Genomic DNA, 23,554 nt, shown 5'->3' with positions numbered 1-23,554 from the left:
GGATTCACTCATGAACGTGGGTCGAAGGCATCGCGCAACGCCTCACCGATAAAAACCAACAGTGACAGGATCAGCGCCAAGCTGAAAAACGCGGTCAGGCCCAGCCACGGCGCTTGCAGGTTTTGCTTGCCCTGGGCGATCAACTCGCCCAGGGAGGCGCTGCCCGCCGGCATGCCGAAACCGAGAAAGTCCAGGGCGCTCAGGGTGGAAATCGCCCCGGTCAGGATAAAGGGCAGATAGCTCAGGGTCGCGGTCATGGCGTTTGGCAGGATGTGTCGGCGGATGATCTTGCTGTCGCCCAGGCCCAGCGCGCGTGCCGCCTTGACGTATTCCAGGTTGCGCCCGCGCAGGAACTCGGCGCGCACCACGTCCACCAGGGCCAGCCAGGAAAACAGCGCCATGATCCCCAGCAACCACCAGAAATTCGGCTCGACGAACCCCGAGAGAATGATCAGCAGGTACAACACCGGCAGCCCCGACCATACTTCCAGGATCCGCTGTCCGAGCAAGTCTACCCAACCGCCGTAATAGCCCTGCAAGGCACCGGCGGCAATGCCGATGGCCGCGCTGATGGCAGTCAGGGCCAACGCAAACAGAATCGACACCCGGGCACCAAAGATCACCCGCGCCAGCACGTCGCGCGACTGATCATCGGTGCCCAGCCAATTCACCGAAGACGGCGGGCTCGGGGCAGGGCGGGTCAACTCGTAATTGGGTGTGTCATCGCTGAAGGGGATGGGCGGGAACAGCATCCAGCCGCCGGCTTGCTTGATCAGTCGTTGCACGTAATCACTGCGGTAATCCGCCTGGAACGGCAGTTGCCCGCCGAACTGTTGTTCGGTGTAGCGCTTGAACACCGGGAAATACAACTCGTCCTGGTAGCTGAGGACCAAGGGCTTGTCATTGGCGATCAGCTCGCCGCCCAGGGTCAGGATGAACAGGCCGATAAACAGCCACAGCGACCACCAGCCACGGCGGTTTTTCTTGAAGCGTTCAAAGCGCCGTTGCGCCACGGGAGACAGCTTGAACATCAGGCGTTCCTCGCGGCGAAGTCGATTCGCGGGTCCACCAGGGTGTAGCAGAGGTCGCCGATCAGTTTTATCAAAAGGCCGAACAGCGTGAAGATAAACAGCGAACCGAACACCACCGGATAATCCCGCGACACCGCCGCTTCGTAACTCATGCGGCCCAGGCCATCGAGGGAGAAGATCACCTCGATCAGCAGGGAGCCTGCGAAAAACACACTGATGAACGCCTGGGGAATCCCGGAAATCACCAGCAGCATGGCGTTGCGAAACACATGGCCGTAGAGCACGCGTCGCTCGCTCAGGCCCTTGGCGCGTGCGGTGACCACGTATTGGCGCGTGATTTCATTGAGGAACGAGTTTTTGGTGAGGATGGTCAAGGTGGCGAAGCCGCCGATCACCAAGGCGCTGACCGGCAAGACCAGGTGCCAGAAATAGTCGGCGACCTTGCCGACGGTGCTCAACTGCTCGAAGTTTTCCGAGACCAGGCCGCGCACCGGAAACCAGTTCAGCGACGTGCCACCGGCAAATACCACGATCAGGAACATCGCGAACAGGAACGCCGGCATCGCGTAGCCAATCACAATGGCCGTGCTGCTCCACACATCGAAACTGCTGCCGTGGCGTACCGCCTTGCGAATCCCCAGGGGAATCGAGACCAAGTAAGTGATGAGCGTGGCCCAGAGTCCAAGGGAAAGGGTCACCGGCATCTTTTCGAGGATCAGGTCGATTACCGTCGAGCCGCGAAAGAAGCTGTTGCCAAAGTCCAGCCGGGCGTAGTTTTTGAGCATCAGCCACAAGCGTTCCGGAGCGGACTTATCGAAGCCGTATTGTTTTTCGATGTCCTTGATCAGTTTTGGGTCAAGACCACGACTGGCGCGTGAGCCATTGCTGACCGCGTCCCCGGAGGAAGCGCCGACGCCACCGCCGCCGATCCCTTGCAGGTGGGCGATGGCTTGTTCCACCGGCCCGCCCGGTGCGGCCTGGACGATGACGAAGTTCACCAGCAGGATGATCACCAGGGTCGGAATGATCAGCAGCAGGCGGCGCACGATATAGGCCAACATCAGCGGGCACCTCGCGCTGTGTTCAGGCGAGCTTTCATTTGTTCGTTGGTCAGTGGCGTCGGGCTGACTTCCCACCAGGTTTCCAGGGCTTCGTCATTACTCGCCTCGATGGCCGGGCGGCCGAAACGGTTCCACCAGGCGGCGGAGGTGCCTGGTGGGTAGTAATTGGGAATCCAGTAATAATTCCATTGCAGTACCCGGTCCAGGGCGTGGGCATAGCTGAGCATTTGTTCCTGGGTGGTCGCGCGCACCAGGCCGGTTATCAGCGTGTCCACCGCCGGGTTTTTCAAGACGATGTAGTTGTTGGCGCCAGGGTCGAAGGCGGCGGACGAACCAAAGTAGTTGTACAGCTCCATCCCCGGCGAGGGGGTGACGGGGAAACCGGTGACGATCATGTCGTAGTCGCGGGCCATTATCCGGTTGACGTACTGGGAGGAGTCGATGCGGCGGATATTCAGGGTAATGCCGATCTGCGCCAGGTTGCGCTTGTAAGGCAGCAGCAAACGCTCCAGGCCGTTCTGGGCATTCAGGAAGGTGAACTCCAGCGGCTCGCCCGCGGCATTCACCAGCTTGTCACCTTTGGGCTTCCAGCCGGCGTCTTCCAGCAAGGCCAGGGCTTGCAGCTGTTTGTCACGGATCATGCCGCTGCCGTCGGTGGTCGGCGCCTTGAATACCTGGGTGAAGACCTCGTCGGGAATCTGCCCGCGCAAGGGTTCGAGAATCGCCAGTTCCCGGGCGTCCGGCAGTTGCGTGGCCGCCAACGGGCTGTTGGAAAAGTAGCTTTGCTGGCGGATGTACAGGTTGCGCATCATTTGCCGGTTGGCCCACTCGAAATCCCAGAGCATGGCCAGGGCCTGCCGTACGCGGCGGTCCTGGAACACCGGCTTCTGTACGTTGAACACGTAGCCCTGGGCTATCTGGGGCGCTTCTTTAGCCAGATGGGCGCGCTGCAGGCGGCCGTCATCCAGGGCCGGACCGTTGTAACCGATGGTATAGCCGGTGGCGGAGAATTCGCGATTGAAGTCGTAGGCACCACCGCGCAGGACCTGGCGCGCGACTTCGGTGTCGCCGAAATACTCCAGGCTCAGTTGATCGAAGTTGTACAGGCCACGGCTGACGGGCAGGTCCTTGCCCCACCAATCGGGGTCGCGCTGGAAGGTGATGGTGCTGCCGGCGTTGATCTTGCTGACTTTATACGGTCCGCTGCCCAAGGGCGCTTCGTACCCGCCGCCATTCGCGAAGTCGCGGGTCTTCCACCAATGTTCAGGAAACACCGGCAAGGTCGCGAGGTCCAGAGGCAGGGTGCGATTCTGGTTGCTGGAGAAGTCAAAACGCACTCGGCGCGGGCCTTCTACCTCGACATGCTTGACGTCGGCAAACAGCGTGCGAAAACGCAGGCTGCCCTGGGTCATCAGCAGGTTGAAGGTGTAGCGCACGTCTGCGGCGGTGATGGGCTTGCCATCGGCAAACCGCGCCTTGGGGTTGAGATAGAAGCGCAGGGACAGGCCGTCCTCGGCGCGCTCCATTTGTTCGGCCACCAGGCCATAGACGCTGTAGGGCTCATCCAGGGAACGCTGGGCCAGGGGTGAGTACACCCAGCCGTCGATCTGGGAAACACCGATGCCTTTATCGATATACGGCAGGACGTGATCGAAGCGCCCGATCTCGATGGCCGAGCGTTTCAGGCTGCCACCCTTCGGGGCCTTGGGGTTGGCATAGTCGAAGTGGCTGAAGCCGCTGGGGTATTTGGCCGGCTCGCCGTAGACGGTGAGCGAGGGTTGTGGCGCTGCCAGCGCGGGCGTATTCGCCAGCAACAGGGCCAAGGTGGAGCAAAGCAGGGTCGAGACAAATGAGCAGGGGAAGTCCAGTCGCATTATCAGCCTTGAGCGCCGGGTGAAGAAGGTAGGGGATTTGTACGCTAACCGCGCACGTGCCGCCAGTCACCATGCCGCCACACAAACACAACGGCCCACCAAAAGGCGGGCCGTTGTGTCATGCCGAGGGCGTGATCAGTCCTGGCGGCTGGTCACTTCCAGCAGGTGATAACCGAACTGGGTTTTCACCGGGCCTTGCACGGTGTTGACCGGTGCGCTGAACACGACGGTGTCGAATTCCTTGACCATCTGGCCAGGGCCGAACGAACCCAGGTTACCGCCGTCACGGCTCGACGGGCAGCTGGAGTTGGCTTTGGCGATTTCCGCGAAATCAGCGCCGCCTTCGATTTGGGCCTTCAGTTCGTTGCACTTGTCTTCAGTGGCAACCAGGATGTGGCGGGCGGTGGCTTTGGCCATGAGGGGTAACTCCTTGAATAAAAAAGGTGAGCCTACCGGATTCAGTCGGTTATTTCCCGGCAAAGTTCCCATGATGTTCACGCAGCCGATGAGCCGCCTCGCGCAGTAGCTGTTCTGTCCCGTTCCAGCCCAGGCAGCCGTCCGTGACCGAGACGCCGTAGCGCATCGAAGGACTCAACGGCTGGCAACCTTCGAAGAGGTGGCTTTCCAGCATCATGCCGATCAGCGAGGTGTCACCTTGCAGGCGCTGCTCCAGTACATCATTGAATACCGCGGGTTGGCGCAGCGGGTCCTTGCCGCTGTTGGCATGGCTGCAATCGACCATGAGTCGCGGTGCCACTTTGCTTTTCGCCAGGTCGGCCTGCACTTGCGCAACGCTGTGTCGGTCGTAGTTCGGGCCACGATGCCCGCCGCGCAATACCAAATGGGTATCGGCGTTGCCTGGCGTCTGGATGATCGCCGGATGGCCCTGGCTGTCCACGCCGAAGTGGCGGTGCGGATGGGCGGCCGAGCGCATGGCGTCGCAGGCAATGGCGACGCCGCCATCGGTACCATTCTTGAAGCCGACCGGCATGCCGAGGCCGCTGGCCATTTCCCGGTGGATCTGCGATTCGGTCGTGCGGGCGCCGATGGCGACCCAACTGAGCAGGTCGTCGAAGTAGCCCGCCGCCATGGGTTGCAGCAGCTCCGTGGCAACGGGCAAGCCAAGACGCAGCATTTCGCGCATCAGTTCCCGAGACAGCGTCAAACCGGCGGCCATGTCGTCGCTGCCGTCCAGGTGCGGATCGTAGGCCAGGCCTTTCCAACCGACCGTGGTGCGAGGTTTTTCGACGTAGGCGCGGATCACCAGCAGCATCTGGTCACTGAGCTCATTGGCCAGTTTCTTCAGATTGCGCGCGTATTCCATGGCGGACTCGGGATCATGGATCGAACAAGGCCCGACGATGACCAGCAAGCGGGAGTCTTCGCCATTGAGAATGGCGCGTACCGCCTGGCGGTGAGCGTTGATTTGCTCAGTGAGGAACGGGCTCAGGGGCAACTGATGTTTGAGCTCGAGGGAGCTGGGCAAGCGCTGGGTCAGCGTTTCATTGGCGCTGGACAGGGTGGCAACGGGCAGGGCGGCGATGGAGGAGTTCATATTCAAGGCTTCCTGGGCAAACGGCGGGTTATTCCCGCGCGCCAGCCCTACTGGGGTGTTCGACAATTGGCCGGATTGGCTGCGTGTGTTGGCTTGCCACCGATAGGTGACCGATCGGAGGCGGCAGGCTGTCCCGAACGGAGCTTGCTAAATCGCCAGGCGGTGCAGGTGTCGTAGCGGTAATAGGTGGCGTAGTTCATGGGTGGATTCCTTTAAGTATTCGATCTGTGGCGAAAAAACGGGCTTAAAAAACAAAACCCCCGGTCGGGGAGCCGACCGGGGGTTAGATTTCTCTGGTAGGCGACCCCTTGAGTAGTGGGCGCCGATTTCAGGTATCAGGCGCGCCAGTGGCTAAACCAATACCCAAAATAAAAACTGACCAGTGCGCACAAACCGTTCCCACAGGTAGCCACGACCGAACGCTGCGCGTTGGTGCGGGGGCACGCCTGGATCAAGGTGAGTTGCGACATGGTGTTTCTCCAAATGATGGGTGGAGCTTACTAGAGGCGTGCGGGAGGATTCAATCAGTAATTTCTATCATCGGCGGGGACTTACCGCTATGGGCAACTGCCGATATGCTGTGCGAAGTCACCCTGATGATTGCCTGGACGCGACGATGACCGCCTTGATCCTTGCTGCGGCTCAAACTGCTTCCATCGCCGGCGACCTGCCCGCGAATATCGCTCGTCATCGGGTGTTCATGCGCGTGGCGGCCGAGCACGGCGTACACCTGCTGGTATTTCCCGAGCTGTCGCTGACCGGCTATGAGCCGTCATTGGCCGCCGAACTGGCGATCGCGCCAGACGATGCCGTATTGGCGCCCCTGCGGGAGCTGGCCCGCGAATTGCGCCTGACAGCGGTGGTCGGCATGCCGATCCGTCTGCCATCGGGACCGCAGGTGTTGATTGGTGCGCTGGTGATTGGGGCGGACGGCTCGTTGGCGGTCTATAGCAAGCAGCATCTGCACCCGGGCGAGGAGGCCGTGTTCGCCCCAGGCGCGGGCGGTGCGGCATTGATGTGTGGGGATGAGCGGATCGCACTCGCCGTATGCGCCGACTTTTCCCACGCCAGCCACCCGGGTGCCGCGGCTGCGTTGGGGGCCACGGTGTATGCCGCTGGCGTTTTGATCAGCGAAGGTGGTTACGCGGCGGACACTGCCTTGCTTCAGGGATATGCCGCCGAGCACACAATGATGGTGCTCATGGCCAACCACGGCGGTCCTTCCGGTGGCTGGCGATGTGCGGGGCGCAGCGCAATCTGGGACGACCGAGGTGGTTTGCTCGCTGCGGCACCTGGCGCCGGCGAAGGGCTGGTGCTCGCACGCCGTGAGGCGGGGCGCTGGAGCGGACAGCACGTCGGGATTTGATGGAGGTGGTTGGATATGGCGTTTCAACTCAAGGCCGCGTCGGATCAGCACTTGGCGTTTGCCCGCACGCTCACCCAGCAAGCGATGGGGGATTATTATCGTCAGTACGGTCTTGCGTGGTCCGACAAAGGGTTCGACAGCGCGTGGGCGGACCGGGAAAACTGGCTGATTTACGAGGGTGACACGTTGCTGGGGTTTATCAGTCTGAGTCGGCATGCTCGGGCGTTATATGTACGTGAGTTGCACATTCTGCAAGCCTTTCGCCGTCAAGGCGCTGGCCGTTGGGTGCTGGAGCAGATGATCGCCAAGGCGCAGGCGGAGGGGAGTCGGCAGTTGCGACTGACGGTATTCAAAAGCAATCCTGCGAAAAGCCTGTATCAGCGCCTGGGCATGAATATCGTCGGTGAGGAAGACTGTTTCTGGCGCATGGAGCGTGACTGTCGGTCAGCAACCGCGCAGTGATAAGCGACTAAATCGTGTAAAAGCGGTTACTCGGTTTCAATAAGCGCATACTGCCCTTGGGAGATGAGCTCCTGATCGTTGCTCTGGCCTTCGACCTCGTTAAGGACAACCCCTTCTTTCATGCCCAAAAGTACCGCTACTTTATGGGCCTCCCCCCTTCGTCCCTTTTTACGCCCAGCGAGCACTTGATAAGTGGTTGCCGGGTCTACGCCATGTTCCCGGGCGAACGCTTGAACAGACTTTCCTTGATGATCCAGCCAGGCTTTGGCTTGTGCAGCAGTACGGATTCCGGGCATAGTTCAAAACCGTTCAAGTTTGTGTAAAAACGAGATGAGAGTGTCACCTCTTGGGGGGCGCTAAACAGGATCATACATCCAAATGAGTGGAATCGGTTCGCGGTTAAGGCAAGAAAGGGAGCGGCTGGGGCTGTCGCAAAAGAATTTTGGTGAAATAGGAGGCGTCGAAGCAAACGCACAAGGCAACTATGAGAGCGGTGGCCGGGCGCCGAAAGCTGACTACTTGTCCCGCGTGGCAGAAAAAGGCGTGGATGTCCTGTATGTACTGACCGGTAGCCACAAGCCCGCGGTGCTGGATAACTTGAGCCGAAACGAAGAAAAGGTGCTGGGTGACTTTCGTGCGATGTTCAAGGAGGATCAGGATGCAATTCGGCGGTTGACGTCGAGTTTGGCCGAGCACTCATCCGGCCCCAATGGAAAAATCCCTTCAACGCCCAAGGAATCCTGACCCTTAAACCAGAAATTTCAGGCAGCACGCTATCGCGAAGGCTCTCATGGCGTATTGAAACTCTATATATATGACGCTTGCAGCTAGGTCTGTGCCTTGGTTTTTTGCTAAGGTGTTCAGCAACCTATAAGACCATATCGCGAGGTGTCTGCTTGATTAGGGTGCTAGTAGTCGATGACCATGATCTCGTTCGTACAGGCATTACACGAATGCTGGCTGACATCGATGGCCTGCAAGTAGTCGGCCAGGCCGAATCGGGAGAGGAATCCCTGATCAAGGCCCGGGAGTTGAAGCCCGATGTGGTGTTGATGGACGTCAAGATGCCTGGAATCGGCGGCCTGGGGGCCACCTGCAAACTTTTACGCAGCCATCCGGACATCAAGGTTGTGGTGGTGACCGTCTGCGAGGAAGACCCTTTCCCTACCAGGCTTCTACAAGCAGGCGCTGCCGGCTACCTGACAAAAGGTGCCGGGCTGGCCGAGATGGTGCAGGCAATACGCCTGGTATTTGCGGGCCAGCGCTACATCAGCCCGCAGATTGCCCAGCAATTAGCCATCAAGTCGTTTCAACCGGTCAATGATTCACCGTTCGATGCGCTGTCCGAGCGCGAAATTCAGATTGCCTTGATGATTGTCGGTTGCCAAAAGGTCCAGGCGATCTCCGATAAGCTTTGCCTGTCCCCGAAAACCGTGAACACCTACCGTTATCGAATCTTCGAGAAGCTCTCCATCAGCAGTGATGTTGAATTGACCTTGCTGGCGGTTCGCCACGGCATGGTGGATGCCAGCGCCTGAAATGCAAGCCTCTGAAATAACAGCCTCGTTTGATCCGAGCGCATTTCTCGCAACCTGCAGCGGCCGTCCTGGCGTCTATCGCATGTTCGACGAAGACGCGCGCCTGCTTTATGTCGGTAAGGCCAAGAACCTCAAGAAGCGCCTGGCCAGCTACTTTCGCAAGACCGGCCTGGCGCCGAAAACCGCTGCCCTGGTGGGGCGTATCGCCCAGATCGAAACCACCATCACCGCCAATGAAACCGAAGCGCTGCTGCTCGAGCAGACGCTGATCAAGGAGTGGCGGCCGCCCTACAACATTCTGCTGCGTGACGATAAGTCCTACCCATACGTATTTTTATCGGACGGTGATTTTCCGCGCCTGAGCATCCATCGCGGCGCGAAGAAGCAGAAGGGCAAGTATTTTGGTCCTTACCCCAGCGCTGGCGCGATCCGTGAAAGCCTGAGCCTGCTGCAAAAGACCTTCTTCGTGCGCCAGTGTGAAGACAGCTTCTATAAAAACCGCACCCGTCCGTGCCTGCAATACCAGATCAAGCGTTGCAAGGCGCCCTGCGTCGGCCTGGTAGAACCCCAGGAATATGCCGAGGATGTGCGTCATTCGGTGATGTTCCTCGAAGGACGCAGCAATGCCCTGGCCGACGAACTGTCCGGCGCCATGGAGCAGGCGGCCAGTACGCTGGATTTTGAGCGGGCCGCGGAACTGCGGGACCAGGTGTCTTTGCTGCGCCGGGTTCAGGATCAGCAGAGCATGGAAGGGGGGACTGGCGACGTTGACGTCATCGCGGCCTTCGTCAATCCGGGTGGCGCTTGCGTACACTTGATCAGCGTGCGTGGCGGGCGCGTCTTGGGCAGCAAGAACTTCTTTCCCCAAACGGGTATTGAAGAAGAGGTCGCCGAGGTCATGGCTGCATTCCTGGGCCAGTACTACGTCAGCAGTCCCGAGCGCGATCTGCCGGGAGAATTGATTGTCAACGTGGTTCATGAGGACTTTCCAGCGCTGATCGAGGCGATTCACGAACTGCGCGGGCGCGAGCTGGACATCAGCCACCGGGTGCGTGGCACACGGGCACGCTGGCAGCAATTGGCCGTAACCAATGCTGAGCAGGCCTTGAGTGCGCGTCTGGCCAATCGGCAGCATGTGGCCGCGCGTTTTGAAGCGTTGGCCGATGTGCTCAAACTGGACGAACCCCCTCAGCGCCTGGAGTGTTACGACATCAGTCACTCCAGTGGCGAGGCGACCGTGGCGTCTTGTGTGGTATTCGGTCCGGAGGGGCCGATCAAGTCCGATTATCGGCGCTATAACATTGAAGGCATTATCGCTGGCGATGACTATGCCGCCATGCACCAGGCGTTGACCCGGCGTTTCAGCAAGCTGAAAGACGGCGAGGGCAAGCTGCCCGATATCCTGTTGGTGGACGGCGGCAAGGGACAGCTTTCCATGGCCCGCGACGTACTCAACGAACTGGCGGTGCCCGACCTGATCCTGCTCGGCGTGGCCAAGGGCGCGACCCGCAAGGCCGGTTTCGAAACGTTGTACTTGAACGACGCAGCCCATGAGTTCACCTTGAAGGGCGACTCCCCGGCGCTGCACCTGATTCAGCAGATCCGCGACGAAGCCCACCGTTTTGCCATTACCGGGCATCGCGCCCGACGCGGCAAGACCCGCCGGACCTCAACCCTGGAAGGGGTTGCCGGGGTCGGGCCGAAGCGGCGGCGGGAACTGTTAAAACATTTTGGTGGATTGCAGGAGCTGTCTCGTGCAAGCATCGAAGAAATTGCCAAAGCCCCGGGTATCAGTAAAAAGCTCGCTGAGTTGATTTATGCAAATCTGCACAGCGAGTAGAATGCCTTCTCACCTCGTAGCCAGTTGTGCCGATGAATATCCCTAATCTGATCACCGTTTTACGTGTCCTGCTTATCCCGATTTTCATTTTGCTGTTTTATCTGCCTTATGAATGGAGTTACGTAGCCTCAAGTTCTGTGTTTGCCTTTGCGGCAGCGACCGACTGGCTGGATGGATACCTGGCGCGTCGCCTGGAGCAGAGCACGCCGTTTGGCGCGTTCCTCGATCCTGTGGCCGACAAGCTGATGGTGGCCGTGGCCCTGGTATTGTTGGTGCAGGAGCACGCTAACCTTTGGCTGACATTGCCGGCTGCCGTGATCATTGGTCGCGAGATCGTCGTCTCCGCCTTGCGCGAGTGGATGGCAGAGATTGGCGCGCGCGCCCATGTGGCCGTCTCCAACATGGGCAAATGGAAAACCGCCGCGCAGATGCTCGCCCTGGTCATTCTGCTGGGCAACCCCGCGAACTTCACGTTCTGGGTGCTGCTGGGCTACGCCTTGCTTCTGGTCGCCGCCGGCCTGACCTTGTGGTCGATGCTGCAATACCTGCGCGCCGCCTGGCCCCACCTGCGGACCACCGTTGAAAAGAAATAAAGCTTTTTTGAATCAAAGGGTTGACGTGTGATCAGGATTCTATAGAATGCGCATCACCAAGACGCGGGAATAGCTCAGTTGGTAGAGCACGACCTTGCCAAGGTCGGGGTCGCGAGTTCGAGTCTCGTTTCCCGCTCCAAATATTGTTCTATAGGCTTCTATTGAAGTCTGCAGAAATTGAAAAAAGAGGCTTCGGCCTCTTTTTTCGTTCCAGTAAGTTTCACTCGAAAGCACTGCCATCCACGTTTTTTTAGTACATTAATCCGGCGTTTGGCAGATCACTTTTTCGTGGTATTTATCTCATCGGAAGCCGTACAAATTTCCTCTATTCAAACGAGATGGAGGTTGTACGATGGCTCTCACCGATACCGCAGTCCGGCACGCCAAACCCTGTGCCAAGGACTACACCCTTCCTGACTTTGATGGGCTCGCGCTTTTCGTGAATACGAACGGCACCAGGAGCTGGCAGTTCCGCTTTTCCTGAGCGTTGTTTAGCGTCGATGCGAAACAAATATCAGTCCCAGGGCGAACACACCTTCCGAGCCAGGCCGATAAGGGCGATTGTGTACGCGGACACCATCGCCCTTAATGCTGGATTTCGGAAGATGACTTGGCCGGACAGCTTACAGCTGTTCAACACCGGCAGCTTGGTAGTATCTACCAAGGTCCAGCCAAAAACGCGGATAGCTTTTGGCGATGCAGCGAGGCGCATCGATTGTGACTCCTCCTCGCAGGGCTCCGAGCACGGCGAAACTCCTCCCTAGCTGATGGTCCCCTTGAGTCGCAATCGTGGTATGGACGAGCGGGCGAGGAGTGATATATAGATCGTTGCCGTCCGCGACCACGTCTTGCCCGAGCGAGGCCAATGCTGTCGCAATTGCTTCTAGGCGGTCGAAGGACTTAACCCTGAGGTCTCCGACATTGCGAATCACGGTCGGACCTTCTGCAAGCGGAGCCAGTGCGGCCCACGTTGCTACGCAGTCCGGGATGTCACGCATGTCCACGTCAACACCTCGCAAATGGCCCGTTCCTGTGACAGTGGTCGCGTCAATTTCTCGCTGTACGTGAGCACCTGCAAGCTCCAAAATATCTACGAAGCGAGCATCTGACTGCACAGAACAGCTCCCCAGCCGAGGCACGCTGATCACAGTACCGCTCCCAGCAGCAAGCGCGAATGCGTAACTCGCTGAACAAGCGTCCGGCTCTACAACATAAGTGCATGGCCGATAGCTTCCAACGGCCTTGACTCGCAGAATGTTACCCTCCTGCTCAATTTGCCCACCGAAAGTTGCCGCCATTTGCGAGGTCAACTCGACGTAGCCCTTACCCGGGTGCGACCGAGGAGCGGTGCATTCCCGCCTTGCAGGAGGCTTCGGGTCTGGTCTGGAAAGAGGACTTCACTGTCGGCTACTCGCCTGAGCGCATCACTCCCGGGGATCGTACTCACACGCTTTGCGACATCGTCAAAGTCGTGTCCGGCGACGGTCCGCAGAGCTTGCAGACCGTGGCCGCGTTGTACGAGTTGATTGTCCGGCCGGGGGTGCACTGTGCTCCTTCGATCAAGGTGGCCGAAGCTGCCAAGGTCATCGAGAATACCCAGCGCGATCTGAACATCGCCCTGATGAATGAGTTATAGCTGATCTTCTCGGAACTGAAGATCGACACATGCCAGGTGCTGGAAGCCGCGAATACCAAGTGGAACTTCCTGGATTTCAAGCCAGGGCTGGTAGGTAGCCACTGCATTGGTGTAGATCCCTATTACCTCACCTACAAGGCCGAGTCCCATGGCTACCATCCCCAGGTGATCCTTGCCGGACGGCGGATCAACGATGGCATGGGCAAGTGGATCGTCGAGAAAACCATCAAGCTGCTGATCGCCTCCAACCGTGTGGTGAAGGGTTCGACGATCAATGTGCTGGGGATCACGTTCAAGGAAAATTGCGCAGATGTGCGCAATTCGATGGTTCACGACATCATCGTCGAATTGCGAGCCTATGGCGTCAACGTCCATGTGCATGACCCACTGGCCGACCCGGCGACGGTCATGCGTCAGTACGACTGCGCATTGAGCAGTTGGGAACAGCTGCCCGCAGGCGATGCGGTGATCGTGGCTGTGCCGCATGAGGCCTATCGGCGCACCTCATTGCAGCAAATGCGCACCAAGTTATTGCCCGGGGCGTGTGTGATTGATGTCAAGGCTGTCCTGGATCGGGAGTCCTACGAGGCCGAGGGTTATCATTTCTGGCGTCTGTAATCCGGTGGGGCAACCGTCGGCATGACCAGGCCGCAGGCCACTGCAGCACTGACGGCCTGTTGGCGACTCACCGAACCCAGCTTGCGTCGGGCATTGAGCAGGTGGAAGTCGATGGTGCGCTCGGAACAGCTCAGGATGTGGCTGATCTCCCAAGTGGTCTTGCCGACGCAGGCCCAATACAGGCAGTCCAACTCCTTGGGCGTGAGGTCCTGGCGGGGTTGGGCAGGAACCTGCAACTGATGGCGCATTCCGGCGAGCAGGTAGGGGATGAGCATGAACAGTTGATAAACGGCAGGGTTGGAAAAGCCCTCCTGTTCGGTGATCTGGGTGTCATCGGAAGCCACACTCAGTGTTCCCCTGAGCAGCTCGTAGCGCAGTGGGATGCTCAGGCCGCTGCGCAGGCCGTGTTGCTCGCGTTGTTGCCAGAAGTGCCGGGAACTTCCACGGGCGCGCCTGCGCTCGCTGTCCCAGAAAAAAGGTAGCAGTTCGCGTCGACAGTGCCTGAGTATCGGGTCGATCTCGATCAGCCCGTCGCAGCGGTAGTGTTCCAGCCAGTGTTTGGGAAAGGTGGTGATGAGGCCGGCGAGAGGGTCGGTATCTCTAGGCGCTGGCGGCCCCAGGCTGATGAGGTAGCTGCCGAAGCCGAGTTGGCGCAGCACTTTGTTCAACAGGCGCTCCCAATCGCAACGGTTGGCATCCTTGGCGAGGCTCGTGAAGGCGGTCAGCGTAGCGGCACGCTCGGCCTGGGTCCGGCCGCAGGCGGGGGAGTGGTGTTTGTCCATAAACGGATCGCTCTAGTTCTAGCAGGAATGAAGCAGTCGCAGTACGGGGAAAGAAGGGGCGCACGCCCCTTCCGAGGGGATCACTTATGCACGTAACACCGGATGAAACTGCGGAACAGGTCCAGGCCGTTTTCGGTGAGGATGCTTTCAGGGTGGAACTGCACGCCCTCCACCGGCAGGTGGCGATGGCGCACGCCCATGACATAGCCGTCGTCCGTGGATCTGGAGGTGATCTCCAGGCAGTCGGGTAACGGCTGGTCGCTGATCATCAACGAGTGGTAGCGGGTCGCCCGAATCGCATGTGCCTGGGTGTGGTCATAGACGCCCTTGCCATCGTTCTCGATCGTGCTCACCTTGCCGTGCATCACGTGCGGGGCCCGGCAAACCTGGGCACCGAAGGCCAGGCCGATGGCCTGGTGACCCAGGCACACACCCAACAGCGGCAGGCGTCCCTGAAAATGCCTGATCACTTTGATGTAGCCCACGTCGGCCGGATGCCCAGGCCCAGGGCCCAGCACGCAGAAGTCCGGCGAGAACGCTTCAATGCGCTGGATGAGGTCCGGGACGTCGTGACGCTCGACGTGGGTTTCCAGCCCCAGTTGTTCCAGGTACTGGCTGATGATGAAGACGAAGCTGTCGTAGGCGTCGATCAAGAATACTTTCACAGTGCGATCTCCTGGCCGGTCACTGCCCGATAGACGGAACCCATCTTGTACAGCGTCTCTTTCCATTCAAGTTCAGGCACCGAATCGGCCACCACGCCGGCGGATGCACGTAAGTGGTACGTGCCCTCGTCGAAAACCGTCGAGCGAATGCACAACGCGGTGTTGACGCTGCCATCGAAGCCGACCAGGCCAAGGGCCCCGGCATAAATGCCCCGGCGGTTGCTCTCCATCCCCTCGATCAGCTCCATCGCCCTGACCTTGGGCGCGCCGGACATGGTGCCCGCAGGGAACGAGGCCTTGATCACGTCGTAGGCATCCAGGCCCGGGCGCAGCAAGCCGCGAACGTTCGACACCATGTGGTAGAGGTGCGAGTACTCTTCCACCAGCATGAACTCATCGACCTCCAGCGAACCGGCCTGGCACACGCGACCGATATCGTTGCGACACAGGTCGATGAGCATCAGGTGCTCGGCGCGCTCCTTCTCGGAGCGGGTCAGCTCCAGGACCAACTCAGTCGGATCGACGCCAGGCTTCTTGCCCACGGTGCCGGCGATCGGGCGCATCTCGATCAAGTCGTCCTTGATCCGCACGAACAGCTCGGGACTGGCGCCGATCAGGTCGATGCCGCCTATGTGGGCCAGGTACATGTAGGGGGAAGGGTTGCGCAGGCGCAGGTTCTGGTACACATCGAACGGCGAAACCTGCGAGCGGATGCGAATCTCATGGCCGAGCTGGATCTGGTAGACGTCGCCGGCGCGAATGTGCTCCATCGCCACTTCGACACGCTCGACGAATTGCTCCGGGGTCACCGTGCGTTCTTCCTCGAAGCCCTCAGGGTACGGTAGCGGAGCCAGCGCCTCGGCTGCCGGGGTTGTGCTCAGGAAGGGGTAGTCCTCCAACGTACGGGGCGACCACAGATCGTGGTTGTTGATCAGGGTTTCGACGATGCCATTGTTGTAGAAATAAACCAGGGTCTGATAGACCGACAGGGCAATGAGCGGGTAGTCGTAGGTCTGTTTGGCCAGATCGGGAAGTCGCTCGATCAGGCGAACGCAGTCGTAGGAGAAATAGCCGAAGAAGGCCAGGCTGACAGGGGCATTGGAGGCAGGCTGGAACGTTGCCTGGATAGCCCGGAGCAGATTCCACGCCACCTCGCTGTCGGGTAGATGGATCTTGTGTTCCCAGTCGACCTGCATGCCCGCTTGCCGCAGGCTGGCGGACAAATGTTCACACAGGGCGGCGCAGCCTCGCAGTTGGGCCTGGCCCTCATCGATACACACTTCGAAAAGCGGTTCGAGGCCGATGATCGTCGCCCGGCGATCACGGCTTGGGCCGGACAGTGATTCAAGAATGAAAACAGACTCGCGACCCAGTTGTTCCAGTGCATTCGCATATATGCCAAGTGCATCCGTAGGTCGACGTTCTTCGCGGCGAAGAACATTCACGGCAATTAAATTTTTATTCACGGTTAATACCATTTTCAAGGTGCAACGATTCAGGCACTCGATTAAGAGAGCGCCACGGGAATATAAAGCGCGCAGGCACTTTAAATAGGTGTTGACGGATATTCTGAATAGACGGGGCGGACGCTGTTCATGTCGCGCGCACTAAAAAGCTTGCAATGGATTGCAGCCAATTGTTGCGCAGGGCACAAGGCGCGAGCGCCTTCGATTTCAGAGGGGAAAGATCAGGACGTTGCTGGCAGGCAGCAGACAGGCTCTGGTCTTCGCTAGATTAGCGACGCCAGATATTGCTTTTGAAGATGGCCAGAATGGCCCGGGAACAGCTGTCGGGATAGCTGTGGGAGGAACTGATAGCAGAAAGGTGATAGTACATTTTTAGACATCCCAGTCTTGGCTAAGCACTGCGGGAATAATGGGCAGTGCGGCGAAATTACCAGCGTGCCCTGGGGCTGTCAACTGCTGAGGGAATATTAATCCTTCATTCACTTCTGAATGTCGGCGGGGCGAAGCGCTATTCCTACGCGTATGTAACCGCGCGTGCTTTTAACAAGAAACTCGTGCGCGCACAACTGTGGGATAGCGCAGCTGGGTATTTATAAGTTTTGTTACTAACGTAGCGGCCGTTGAGTTCCAGTAACCCATCAAACTTGAGCGGCTGAAATGAAAGAGCATTTAGAGACATTCAAGAAACGATACGATCCGATTCATCAGGCCTATTGGACCGACGTCCTCAGTGACACCGAGCTGGCGGCCTGGCACCAGGCACAGTTGCGGGAAGTGGTCGGCCACGTGAAGCGGTCTTCGCCGTTTTATTCCAGGCACCTTGCCCAAGTCGACGAGCGTTCGCTGACCTTGGATGACCTCGCTACCTTGCCATTCACGACCAAGGATGATCTGCGCGAGGCAGGCTTCGACATCTTGTCCGGCCCGCTGGAAGACAGCATCTTCTATTACGAGACCACGGGGACCACCGGGCCCGCCACGCCATGCCCGCGGGACCGCAAGGAAAGCTACGCGAGCAATCGCCAGCTGGCGATGGCCTACCAGGCCGTGATGGAAAAGCATTTCCCGGGCGAAAAGACCGTGGTCGGCATCATGGGACCTACTGAGGTCCATTCCTTCGGTGACACCCTGGGCGATGTCTGCACCCAGCTCGACCTGTGCAATGCCAAAATCTGGCCGCATTCACCGGTGATCGGCTGGCCCAAGGCACTGCAACTGCTCAAGGACCTGCGGATCGGCGTGCTCGCATCGGCGCCGGGGCTGTTGCTGGCCATGGCCAAGGAAGCCGAGCGCCAAGGCTTGAACCCACGCGAGGACTTCGCCCTGCGCGCGTTCATGATGAGCGGCGAGCTGTGCACGCCTGCGTTGAAGAACAACCTCTACAGCCTGTGGGGCGCACAGGCCTACAACAGCCTGTATGGCTCCCAGGAGGCGATGATCATCGCGGCCTGCAACGCCAACGACCAGTTGGTGCCGCACCGTCTCAACTACATCATCGAAGTGCTCGATCCCAAGTCCGGGGAAAGCCTGGGCTGCACCGGCGACGGTGAGTTGTGCGTGACCATGCTGATTCCTGGCAGCAAGCCGTTGATTCGCTACCGCACGGGCGACCTGGTCTCGATCCAGTCGCGCCCCGGCTATGGGCAATCGATGCGCCAGACCGTCAAGGTCGTCGGTCGGGTGAAGGATGCCGTGCAACTGAACGATCGCGCCTTCTCGGCCGCACAGATCGAGCAGGCGCTGCTTGAAGGCGTCGAACAATGCCTTGGTTACCAGATCATCCTCAGTCGCGCCAATGATCGCGACACCGTCATCGCCAAGCTGGAAATGTCGCGCTTCTTCGAGGGCGATCGTGGGCGTCTGGTGCTGCTGATCAAGGAGCGCCTGCGCGAACGGCTGGGGGTCGATGCGACGATCATGGTGGTGGGCGATCTGGCCGAGCACGTGAACCTTGGCAGTTGGTTCAGTTGGAAAGAAGCGCGCATAGTCGATCAGCGTCAAGGCCTGTGAGGTCAGCGATGAGCCTGTCTGTTCGCGTGATCGACCACGCCAATGAACTGTTCGAGTCCGTCCGGCAACTCAGGAGTCGCTACCTGGGGACCAATCCGGCACGGGAGGATGACTTCGAGCGCAGGGAGCAGGTGCGCGACGCCTTGTCCTATCACCTGGTCTACCTGGACAAGGACGAAGTGGTCGGGACGTTGCGCGTCACGCCGCTGGGTCATGGCTTGAGCTTCGTCGAGCGAGCGGTCGACGTGCAGGCCTATTTCGAACAATCGACGGATGCTTTCGATGCCAACCGCCTGGTGCTGGATGAGCGATACCGCGGCGGTCGGCACCTGCGCATGTTTCTCCTGCAAGCGGCCATTTGGCTGAAAGCCAACACCCACCTGCGATTCATCTCGGCACTGTGCCGCGGCCAATTGGCTGCGCTCTATGTCGGCCTGGGCGGGCGCGTGCTGGTGGACGACGTTACCTGGACCGGGGAACAGGTCGAGCGGCGCTACAGCCTCGTGTACCTGGAACTCGAAAGTGTTTACCTCAATGTTAAAGGAGCCAATTGAAATGCAAGCATTCTTCAAGGAACTGGACACTATCGTCGAAGCGGGCTGGGCCCAGATCAAGCAGGGCGCCTACTGGAAATTCAGCCTGGACAACCCGACGCCGCCAGCCCTCTACCAACAGCTCATGCTGCAGGTCTACCACTACACCCGCTACAACTCGGTGAACCAGGCCGCCTGCGCCTACAGTGCCAATCCAGAGGACACGACGCTGTTGCGCTTCGTCTACAAGCACGCCTTGGAAGAGCTGGGCCACGAGCGCATGGTGCTGCGTGACCTGGAGTCGGTCGGGCTGCTGCCGCAGGCCATGCCGGCACCCCTGGCGCCGACCCAGGCACTGATCGCCTTTCTCAACGATGTGGCTATCCGCAAGGGGCCGATCGCTCGCCTGGGCTACAGCTACTGGGCCGAGGACGTCTACGAGCACATCCAACCGATCCTGGAGCGGTTCCGCGCCGACCTGGGCTTGAAGGATGAGCAGATGACCTTCTTCGTCGCCCACTCGACCATCGACGAGAAGCACGCCGAGGAAGTGCGTGTGGCGATGCAGCGTGCGGTGAAGACCGAAGAAGATCGTCGTCAGATCAAGGAAGTGGCCCGGGTCACGCTGTGGCTGACCGGACAGTTGATGGAAGAGGCGTTGCGCGCCTACCTGGCTGGCGAAGAAGGGTTGCGGGAGGCGTCCTGAATCATGAATCTGACAATCATTGTCGGGTCAAGCCGACCTTGTGGTGTCAGTGCACGGGTGGTGGCGCTGGTGCGCCGCCACCTGGGCGAGGAGGTCGCGGTCGATGACATCTGGCTCAAGGATTACCGGATCGACTACTGCGACGCCGACAACGCCTGCTCCGATCAGGACTGCCAAGTGCAGGACGACGTCGGGCAGTTGGTGGCGCGGCTGGACCGCGCCGATGCGGTGCTCTATCTCCCCGTCATGCATGCCTACGGCATCAACAGTCGCTTCCAGGCGTTTCTGGAGCGAGTCGGCTATGGCTTCCTGCGGCCACGGGAGCGTCCGCTGCGCGACAAGCTCGCGGCGATTGCGGTCGTCGGCCGACGCTATGGACACACGGCGGTTTTCTCCCAGGTCGCGCTGAATGTCCTGCTCAACAAAATGATTCTGGTCGGCTCGGGGTTTCCGCCGTGCTTCCAGACCCAACTGGCCCACGATCCTGAAGCGGAACAGGCCCTGCGCGAGACATTGGACCGGCTCTGTGAGCATCACTGTCGACTTAACCCACCAGCTCTTGCGACAGGCAAGCCGGAAAGAATCCTGCGGCCCATTCAATTTCAGAAGGGATAACTGACATGCCATTGAAAGATTCATTGCTCGCGTTACTGGTCGCGTTTCTCTGGGGCGCGCAGGTTACCGCAGTGAAAATCGGCGGCGCCGAGTTGCCGCCTATCCTCATGGTCGCGATGCGCTACGCGATCATGGCGCTGTTTCTCCTGCCGCTGCTCAAGCGCGTCAAGCGTGAACAGTTGGCGTCCGTGGCCCTGATCGCCACGATTACCGGGACCTTGCATTTCGGTTTGCTGTATTGCGGTATCGCCCGGGTTGATGCCTCGACTTCGGCGATCATTTATCAATTGGCGGCACCGTTTACCCTCGTCCTGGCATTCGCGTTATTGGGGGAAGTCCTGAAACCGCGACTTCTGGCGGGCATCATGCTGGCGTTCGCCGGTGTCCTGGTGCTACTGGCCACGCCATCGGCGGGCGGGACGTTCATCGGCATGTTGCTGGTGGCGCTGGCGGCCTTGGCATTCGCTACAGGGTCAGTGTTGACCAAGCGTCTCGGGCCCCTGGATCCGCTGGCCTTGAGTGCCTGGACGGCGGTCATCGCCGCACCGCAACTGTTGCTGTGGTCGTTCGTCCAGGAAGGCGAGCAATGGACACGCGTCTACACGGCCAGCGCCCAGGCGTGGTGGGCGGTGCTCTACACCGCGCTCAGTGGTGGTTTGCTGGGGTTCGGCCTGTGGTTCTGGTTGCTCGGTCGCAACTCAATGCAGCAACTGAGCCCTTACCTGCTCCTGGTGCCGGTGTTCGCGATCGCGGTCAGTCAAGTCATGCTCGCCGAAGGCTTCAGCCAGCGCCTGGTGATCGGCGCCGTGTTGACGCTGTCAGGTGTGGCGCTGTGCCAACTGCGCCTGCCGGCAAGATTCTTCCTCAAGGCGGCTAACAAAGGACAAGGAGTGGCGGATGAACCGCGTTGATCGACTGCTGCTCGGCACCTTGCGCCTGGTCCACCGCTGGCAGTTCGGTTTGAAGCTGCGCTGGCACACCGGTACACATGGACGCTTGGCTTATCTGCAAAGCCCCGCACGGCAACAGCGCAGGACGCTGGTCATGCTCCATGGCTTAGGCGCCAGCAAGGATCAGTGGGGCCCTGCGATGCTGGGCATGGCGCGCCATCATCCTTGCGTTTTCGTCGATTTGCCGGGGCATGGCCAATCCGTGTACGAGGCGGGGGCTGGCTTTGGACCCCAGGCAATGCTGGCGGAACTCGAAGGCTTGCTGGGAACGCTCGTCGACGGTCCCTTCGTGCTGGTCGGCAGCTCTTTGGGCGGGTGCGTGGCCGGCCTGTATGCCGCCAAACACCCGCAGCGTGTCAGTCACTTGGTCTTGCTGGCACCGGCCGGTCTGGGCGAGCAAGCGCTAGGCCCCATGCTCAAAGCCAGCCTGCAAGGGGCGGGGACGGTGTTTGGCTATCGTACGGTCGAGGAGATGAAGCGCTTCTGGAGCCTGGTGTTCATGGCGCCGCCCAAGGTAGGAGGGCGCTTGGCCCAGGCCATGGCGGCCAGCGGCAGGTCGAGGTTTGCTGCGGTGCAGCGGGTCGTCGAGGATTTTCGCCGCGAAGGCCTGGACGTGCTTCTCGAACGGCTTCCGCAGATCGCTTCGAGGACGCTGGTGATCTGGGGGCGGCATGACCAGGTGTTCCTGCCTGCAGCCCTGGAGACCCTGCTCCAGCAACTGCCCGACGCCCGTGGCCAGGTCATCGAGGATTCCGGGCATGTGCCCTATCTTGAACGGGGGACCGAGGTCGCCGCGGCCATCACAGGGTTCATATCAACGTCCTGTACCGGGGAGGCTGGATCATGCTCGAAGTGATTGCCAGCACCCGCAGTGATATGTCCCCGGCCCTGTTCAAGGCACTGGCTCGCTACCGGTATGAAGTGTTCGTCAAGGACCTCGGCTGGGCGTTGCCCTGCGCCGAGGGCTTAGAGGTGGATGCTTTCGATCGACCGGATACGGTGTATGTCCTGGCCCGCGACAGCAGGCAGGAAATCGTCGGATGTGCGCGCTTGATTCCTACCGATCGTCCCTTTTTGTTGGGGGAGGTGTTCCCCCAGTTGATGGGCGACATTCCGTTGCCGTCCTCAAGTACCGTCTGGGAGCTATCCCGGTTCGCCAGCGGGCATCTTTTGTCGCGACGCGCACATCGGGCCTGGCACGACACAATATGGCTGATGAGCCGCGCAGACCCTTGGCGCACGTCGGTTGATTGCATTCAGCGCGCCGGGAAACGAGCGCCTGCTCAGGCGCATGGGGGTCAGCACTCACAGGATTGCGGGGCCGCAGATGGTCGATGACTTACCAGTGGTGCCTTTCTGGATCAATGTAACGGGCTACAGTAACCGTATAGCGGCAGCGCCGAGAAAGAGCGAAGTGTCCGCCCGAGCCTAGGTCGCGATCCGGTGTTCATGCGCTCTGCGGCGGGACTTGGGAACGACTCAACGCAGGTGCCAGCCCAACTGAGCTGAAATCTGCTGCGTGGCTTCCATCAGTTGCTTGACGTAGTCCTGCTTCAATTCTTCCCTGAAGGCAAAACAGGGGAATGAAACGCTCATGCCGCCGATCACGTGCCCAAAGCGGTCTCGAATCGGCGCCGCCAGGCAGCGCATGTTGTCTTCGAACTCTTCATGGTCTTCTGCATAGCCTTGTCGGCGAACGGTTTGCAGTTCTTCCAGATACGCTTCGACGCTGGTCAGGGTGTTGGCCGTGCGCGCATCAACAAAGTGCTTCAGACTTTGCCGGAACGTACCGGAAATCTGCGAGTCGGTGAGCGGAAAGAAACGCCTCGATTTCCAGAGCAGTACTTCTTGCCGTCCCGGTAACACCGATCAAGGTGGCCGAGGCTGAACCTGTCCAATCACCATAACCGACCAGCCATAGCTTTCGCTCGGTCATCGATTGAGTACCTGCGATGTCGATTCGACTCTCCGTATTAAGAGCCTTCAGTGAGCTTAGATGATGGACTGCAGGACGAAATCCGGTGCGCCAGAACGCGATGGCTTGCCTTGGAATTTCTTTTTTTGCTCTTGATAGACCCAAAGAACAAGTCCAGAATTAAGTCTTTTCCTGCCTCGGCAAGAAAAGAAGCCCCTTAAATTTCAACGAGTCGGACGCCAGATGCGAGTCTCGTTTCCCGCTCCAAATATTGCGCTGCAGAGTTCCACATAATTCTGTAAGCGATTGAAATCAGGACCTTCGGGTCCTTTTTTCGT

The 23,554-nt window shown here is 59.6% G+C and carries 26 protein-coding genes, 1 tRNA gene and 1 pseudogene; 17 read left to right on the top strand and 11 right to left on the bottom strand.

Features of this window, described 5'->3' with window-relative positions; all coding sequences use genetic code 11:
* Window positions 1–8: 8 nt before the first annotated feature.
* From AC6CIA_RS08070 to AC6CIA_RS08050, 5 genes are all read right to left on the bottom strand, one after another.
* Window positions 9–1,031, bottom strand: coding sequence for an ABC transporter permease (locus tag AC6CIA_RS08070; protein ID WP_498311412.1), 1,023 nt, complete (start codon window positions 1,029–1,031; stop codon window positions 9–11).
* Entirely contained in the window at window positions 1,031–2,092 is a 1,062-nt protein-coding gene (locus AC6CIA_RS08065; RefSeq protein ID WP_498311411.1) for a microcin C ABC transporter permease YejB, read from the bottom strand. The genes AC6CIA_RS08070 and AC6CIA_RS08065 overlap by 1 nt, the downstream gene beginning before the upstream one ends.
* On the bottom strand, window positions 2,092–3,966 hold the full coding sequence (locus AC6CIA_RS08060) for an extracellular solute-binding protein (protein ID WP_498311410.1): 1,875 nt from the start codon (window positions 3,964–3,966) through the stop codon (window positions 2,092–2,094). Before AC6CIA_RS08060 ends, AC6CIA_RS08065 begins: the two co-directional genes overlap by 1 nt.
* Before the next feature lie 135 nt (window positions 3,967–4,101).
* Complete coding sequence (locus AC6CIA_RS08055) at window positions 4,102–4,383, bottom strand: peptidylprolyl isomerase (protein WP_032861429.1); 282 nt, start codon at window positions 4,381–4,383, stop codon at window positions 4,102–4,104.
* Between the two features lie 49 nt (window positions 4,384–4,432).
* Complete coding sequence (locus tag AC6CIA_RS08050; protein WP_498311409.1) at window positions 4,433–5,521, bottom strand: 3-deoxy-7-phosphoheptulonate synthase; 1,089 nt, start codon at window positions 5,519–5,521, stop codon at window positions 4,433–4,435.
* A 616-nt stretch (window positions 5,522–6,137) separates the two neighbouring features.
* Between AC6CIA_RS08050 and AC6CIA_RS08045 the strand changes: the two genes are divergently transcribed.
* On the top strand, window positions 6,138–6,887 hold the full coding sequence (locus AC6CIA_RS08045; RefSeq protein ID WP_498311408.1) for a carbon-nitrogen hydrolase family protein: 750 nt from the start codon (window positions 6,138–6,140) through the stop codon (window positions 6,885–6,887).
* 15 nt (window positions 6,888–6,902) lie between these two features.
* Window positions 6,903–7,349: a GNAT family N-acetyltransferase gene (locus AC6CIA_RS08040; RefSeq protein ID WP_498311407.1), complete on the top strand. Its 447-nt coding sequence runs from the start codon at window positions 6,903–6,905 to the stop codon at window positions 7,347–7,349.
* Window positions 7,350–7,375: 26 nt separating this feature from the next.
* On the opposite strand, the gene AC6CIA_RS08035 is transcribed toward AC6CIA_RS08040, so the two are convergent.
* On the bottom strand, window positions 7,376–7,645 hold the full coding sequence (locus AC6CIA_RS08035; RefSeq protein ID WP_084378803.1) for a DNA-binding protein: 270 nt from the start codon (window positions 7,643–7,645) through the stop codon (window positions 7,376–7,378).
* Window positions 7,646–7,727: 82 nt separating this feature from the next.
* Here AC6CIA_RS08035 and AC6CIA_RS08030 point away from each other — a divergent pair, with 82 nt between their 5' ends.
* The 6 genes and pseudogenes from AC6CIA_RS08030 to AC6CIA_RS08005 all read left to right on the top strand — a co-directional run.
* Window positions 7,728–8,093 carry a helix-turn-helix domain-containing protein gene (locus AC6CIA_RS08030; protein WP_498311406.1) on the top strand — a complete coding sequence of 122 codons (366 nt, stop codon included), beginning with the start codon at window positions 7,728–7,730 and terminating at the stop codon, window positions 8,091–8,093.
* Between the two features lie 152 nt (window positions 8,094–8,245).
* Entirely contained in the window at window positions 8,246–8,887 is a 642-nt protein-coding gene (gacA, locus tag AC6CIA_RS08025; RefSeq protein WP_084378801.1) for a response regulator transcription factor GacA, read from the top strand.
* A 16-nt stretch (window positions 8,888–8,903) separates the two neighbouring features.
* Complete coding sequence (gene uvrC, locus AC6CIA_RS08020) at window positions 8,904–10,727, top strand: excinuclease ABC subunit UvrC (protein WP_498311516.1); 1,824 nt, start codon at window positions 8,904–8,906, stop codon at window positions 10,725–10,727.
* Window positions 10,728–10,759: 32 nt separating this feature from the next.
* The gene (gene pgsA, locus AC6CIA_RS08015) at window positions 10,760–11,320 is read left to right on the top strand and encodes a CDP-diacylglycerol--glycerol-3-phosphate 3-phosphatidyltransferase (protein ID WP_084378800.1); all 561 of its coding nucleotides are present in this window, start codon (window positions 10,760–10,762) and stop codon (window positions 11,318–11,320) included.
* A gap of 63 nt (window positions 11,321–11,383) precedes the next feature.
* Window positions 11,384–11,459: transfer RNA gene (locus AC6CIA_RS08010), tRNA-Gly, on the top strand.
* A 213-nt stretch (window positions 11,460–11,672) separates the two neighbouring features.
* A pseudogene (locus AC6CIA_RS08005) lies at window positions 11,673–11,801 on the top strand (Arm DNA-binding domain-containing protein); the annotation flags it as partial.
* A 142-nt stretch (window positions 11,802–11,943) separates the two neighbouring features.
* On the opposite strand, the gene AC6CIA_RS08000 reads toward AC6CIA_RS08005, so the two are convergent.
* Window positions 11,944–12,630, bottom strand: a complete 687-nt coding sequence (locus tag AC6CIA_RS08000) for a 3-phosphoshikimate 1-carboxyvinyltransferase (protein ID WP_498311405.1) — start codon at window positions 12,628–12,630, stop codon at window positions 11,944–11,946.
* 50 nt (window positions 12,631–12,680) lie between these two features.
* Between AC6CIA_RS08000 and AC6CIA_RS07995 the strand changes: the two genes are divergently transcribed.
* Window positions 12,681–12,956: a hypothetical protein gene (locus AC6CIA_RS07995; protein WP_498311404.1), complete on the top strand. Its 276-nt coding sequence runs from the start codon at window positions 12,681–12,683 to the stop codon at window positions 12,954–12,956.
* A complete protein-coding gene (locus AC6CIA_RS07990) occupies window positions 12,957–13,574 on the top strand; it encodes a nucleotide sugar dehydrogenase (RefSeq protein ID WP_498311515.1) in 618 nt (205 codons plus the stop codon).
* Here the strand turns inward: AC6CIA_RS07990 and AC6CIA_RS07985 are convergent.
* The 3 genes from AC6CIA_RS07985 to AC6CIA_RS07975 form a co-directional block, all read right to left on the bottom strand.
* Window positions 13,556–14,356 carry a helix-turn-helix transcriptional regulator gene (locus AC6CIA_RS07985; protein ID WP_498311403.1) on the bottom strand — a complete coding sequence of 267 codons (801 nt, stop codon included), beginning with the start codon at window positions 14,354–14,356 and terminating at the stop codon, window positions 13,556–13,558. The two genes, AC6CIA_RS07990 and AC6CIA_RS07985, sit on opposite strands and share 19 nt — an antisense overlap.
* A gap of 80 nt (window positions 14,357–14,436) precedes the next feature.
* Window positions 14,437–15,021 carry an anthranilate synthase component II gene (locus AC6CIA_RS07980; RefSeq protein ID WP_498311402.1) on the bottom strand — a complete coding sequence of 195 codons (585 nt, stop codon included), beginning with the start codon at window positions 15,019–15,021 and terminating at the stop codon, window positions 14,437–14,439.
* Window positions 15,018–16,499, bottom strand: a complete 1,482-nt coding sequence (locus AC6CIA_RS07975; protein WP_498311514.1) for an anthranilate synthase component I family protein — start codon at window positions 16,497–16,499, stop codon at window positions 15,018–15,020. The genes AC6CIA_RS07980 and AC6CIA_RS07975 overlap by 4 nt, the downstream gene beginning before the upstream one ends.
* A gap of 645 nt (window positions 16,500–17,144) precedes the next feature.
* Between AC6CIA_RS07975 and AC6CIA_RS07970 the strand changes: the two genes are divergently transcribed.
* From AC6CIA_RS07970 to AC6CIA_RS07940, 7 genes are read left to right on the top strand one after another with little or no spacing between them, the layout of a single operon-like run.
* Entirely contained in the window at window positions 17,145–18,497 is a 1,353-nt protein-coding gene (locus AC6CIA_RS07970; RefSeq protein ID WP_498311401.1) for a phenylacetate--CoA ligase family protein, read from the top strand.
* A gap of 8 nt (window positions 18,498–18,505) precedes the next feature.
* The gene (locus tag AC6CIA_RS07965; RefSeq protein ID WP_214509251.1) at window positions 18,506–19,051 is read left to right on the top strand and encodes a GNAT family N-acetyltransferase; all 546 of its coding nucleotides are present in this window, start codon (window positions 18,506–18,508) and stop codon (window positions 19,049–19,051) included.
* 1 nt (window position 19,052) lies between these two features.
* Complete coding sequence (locus AC6CIA_RS07960) at window positions 19,053–19,736, top strand: iron-containing redox enzyme family protein (RefSeq protein WP_498311400.1); 684 nt, start codon at window positions 19,053–19,055, stop codon at window positions 19,734–19,736.
* A gap of 3 nt (window positions 19,737–19,739) precedes the next feature.
* A complete protein-coding gene (locus tag AC6CIA_RS07955; protein WP_498311399.1) occupies window positions 19,740–20,351 on the top strand; it encodes a flavodoxin family protein in 612 nt (203 codons plus the stop codon).
* A gap of 5 nt (window positions 20,352–20,356) precedes the next feature.
* Window positions 20,357–21,262 carry a DMT family transporter gene (locus AC6CIA_RS07950; protein ID WP_498311398.1) on the top strand — a complete coding sequence of 302 codons (906 nt, stop codon included), beginning with the start codon at window positions 20,357–20,359 and terminating at the stop codon, window positions 21,260–21,262.
* Complete coding sequence (locus AC6CIA_RS07945) at window positions 21,249–22,157, top strand: alpha/beta fold hydrolase (protein ID WP_498311397.1); 909 nt, start codon at window positions 21,249–21,251, stop codon at window positions 22,155–22,157. The genes AC6CIA_RS07950 and AC6CIA_RS07945 overlap by 14 nt, the downstream gene beginning before the upstream one ends.
* Entirely contained in the window at window positions 22,145–22,639 is a 495-nt protein-coding gene (locus AC6CIA_RS07940; RefSeq protein WP_498311396.1) for an acyl-homoserine-lactone synthase, read from the top strand. Before AC6CIA_RS07945 ends, AC6CIA_RS07940 begins: the two co-directional genes overlap by 13 nt.
* A 141-nt stretch (window positions 22,640–22,780) precedes the next feature.
* On the opposite strand, the gene AC6CIA_RS07935 is transcribed toward AC6CIA_RS07940, so the two are convergent.
* Window positions 22,781–23,167 carry an IclR family transcriptional regulator domain-containing protein gene (locus AC6CIA_RS07935; protein ID WP_498311395.1) on the bottom strand — a complete coding sequence of 129 codons (387 nt, stop codon included), beginning with the start codon at window positions 23,165–23,167 and terminating at the stop codon, window positions 22,781–22,783.
* Window positions 23,168–23,554 lie beyond the last annotated feature (387 nt).

Source organism: Pseudomonas sp. GQ91 (assembly GCF_059758795.1).
Note: the sequence above shows the minus strand (reverse complement) of the source record. Positions and strands in the feature narration are given on the sequence as shown.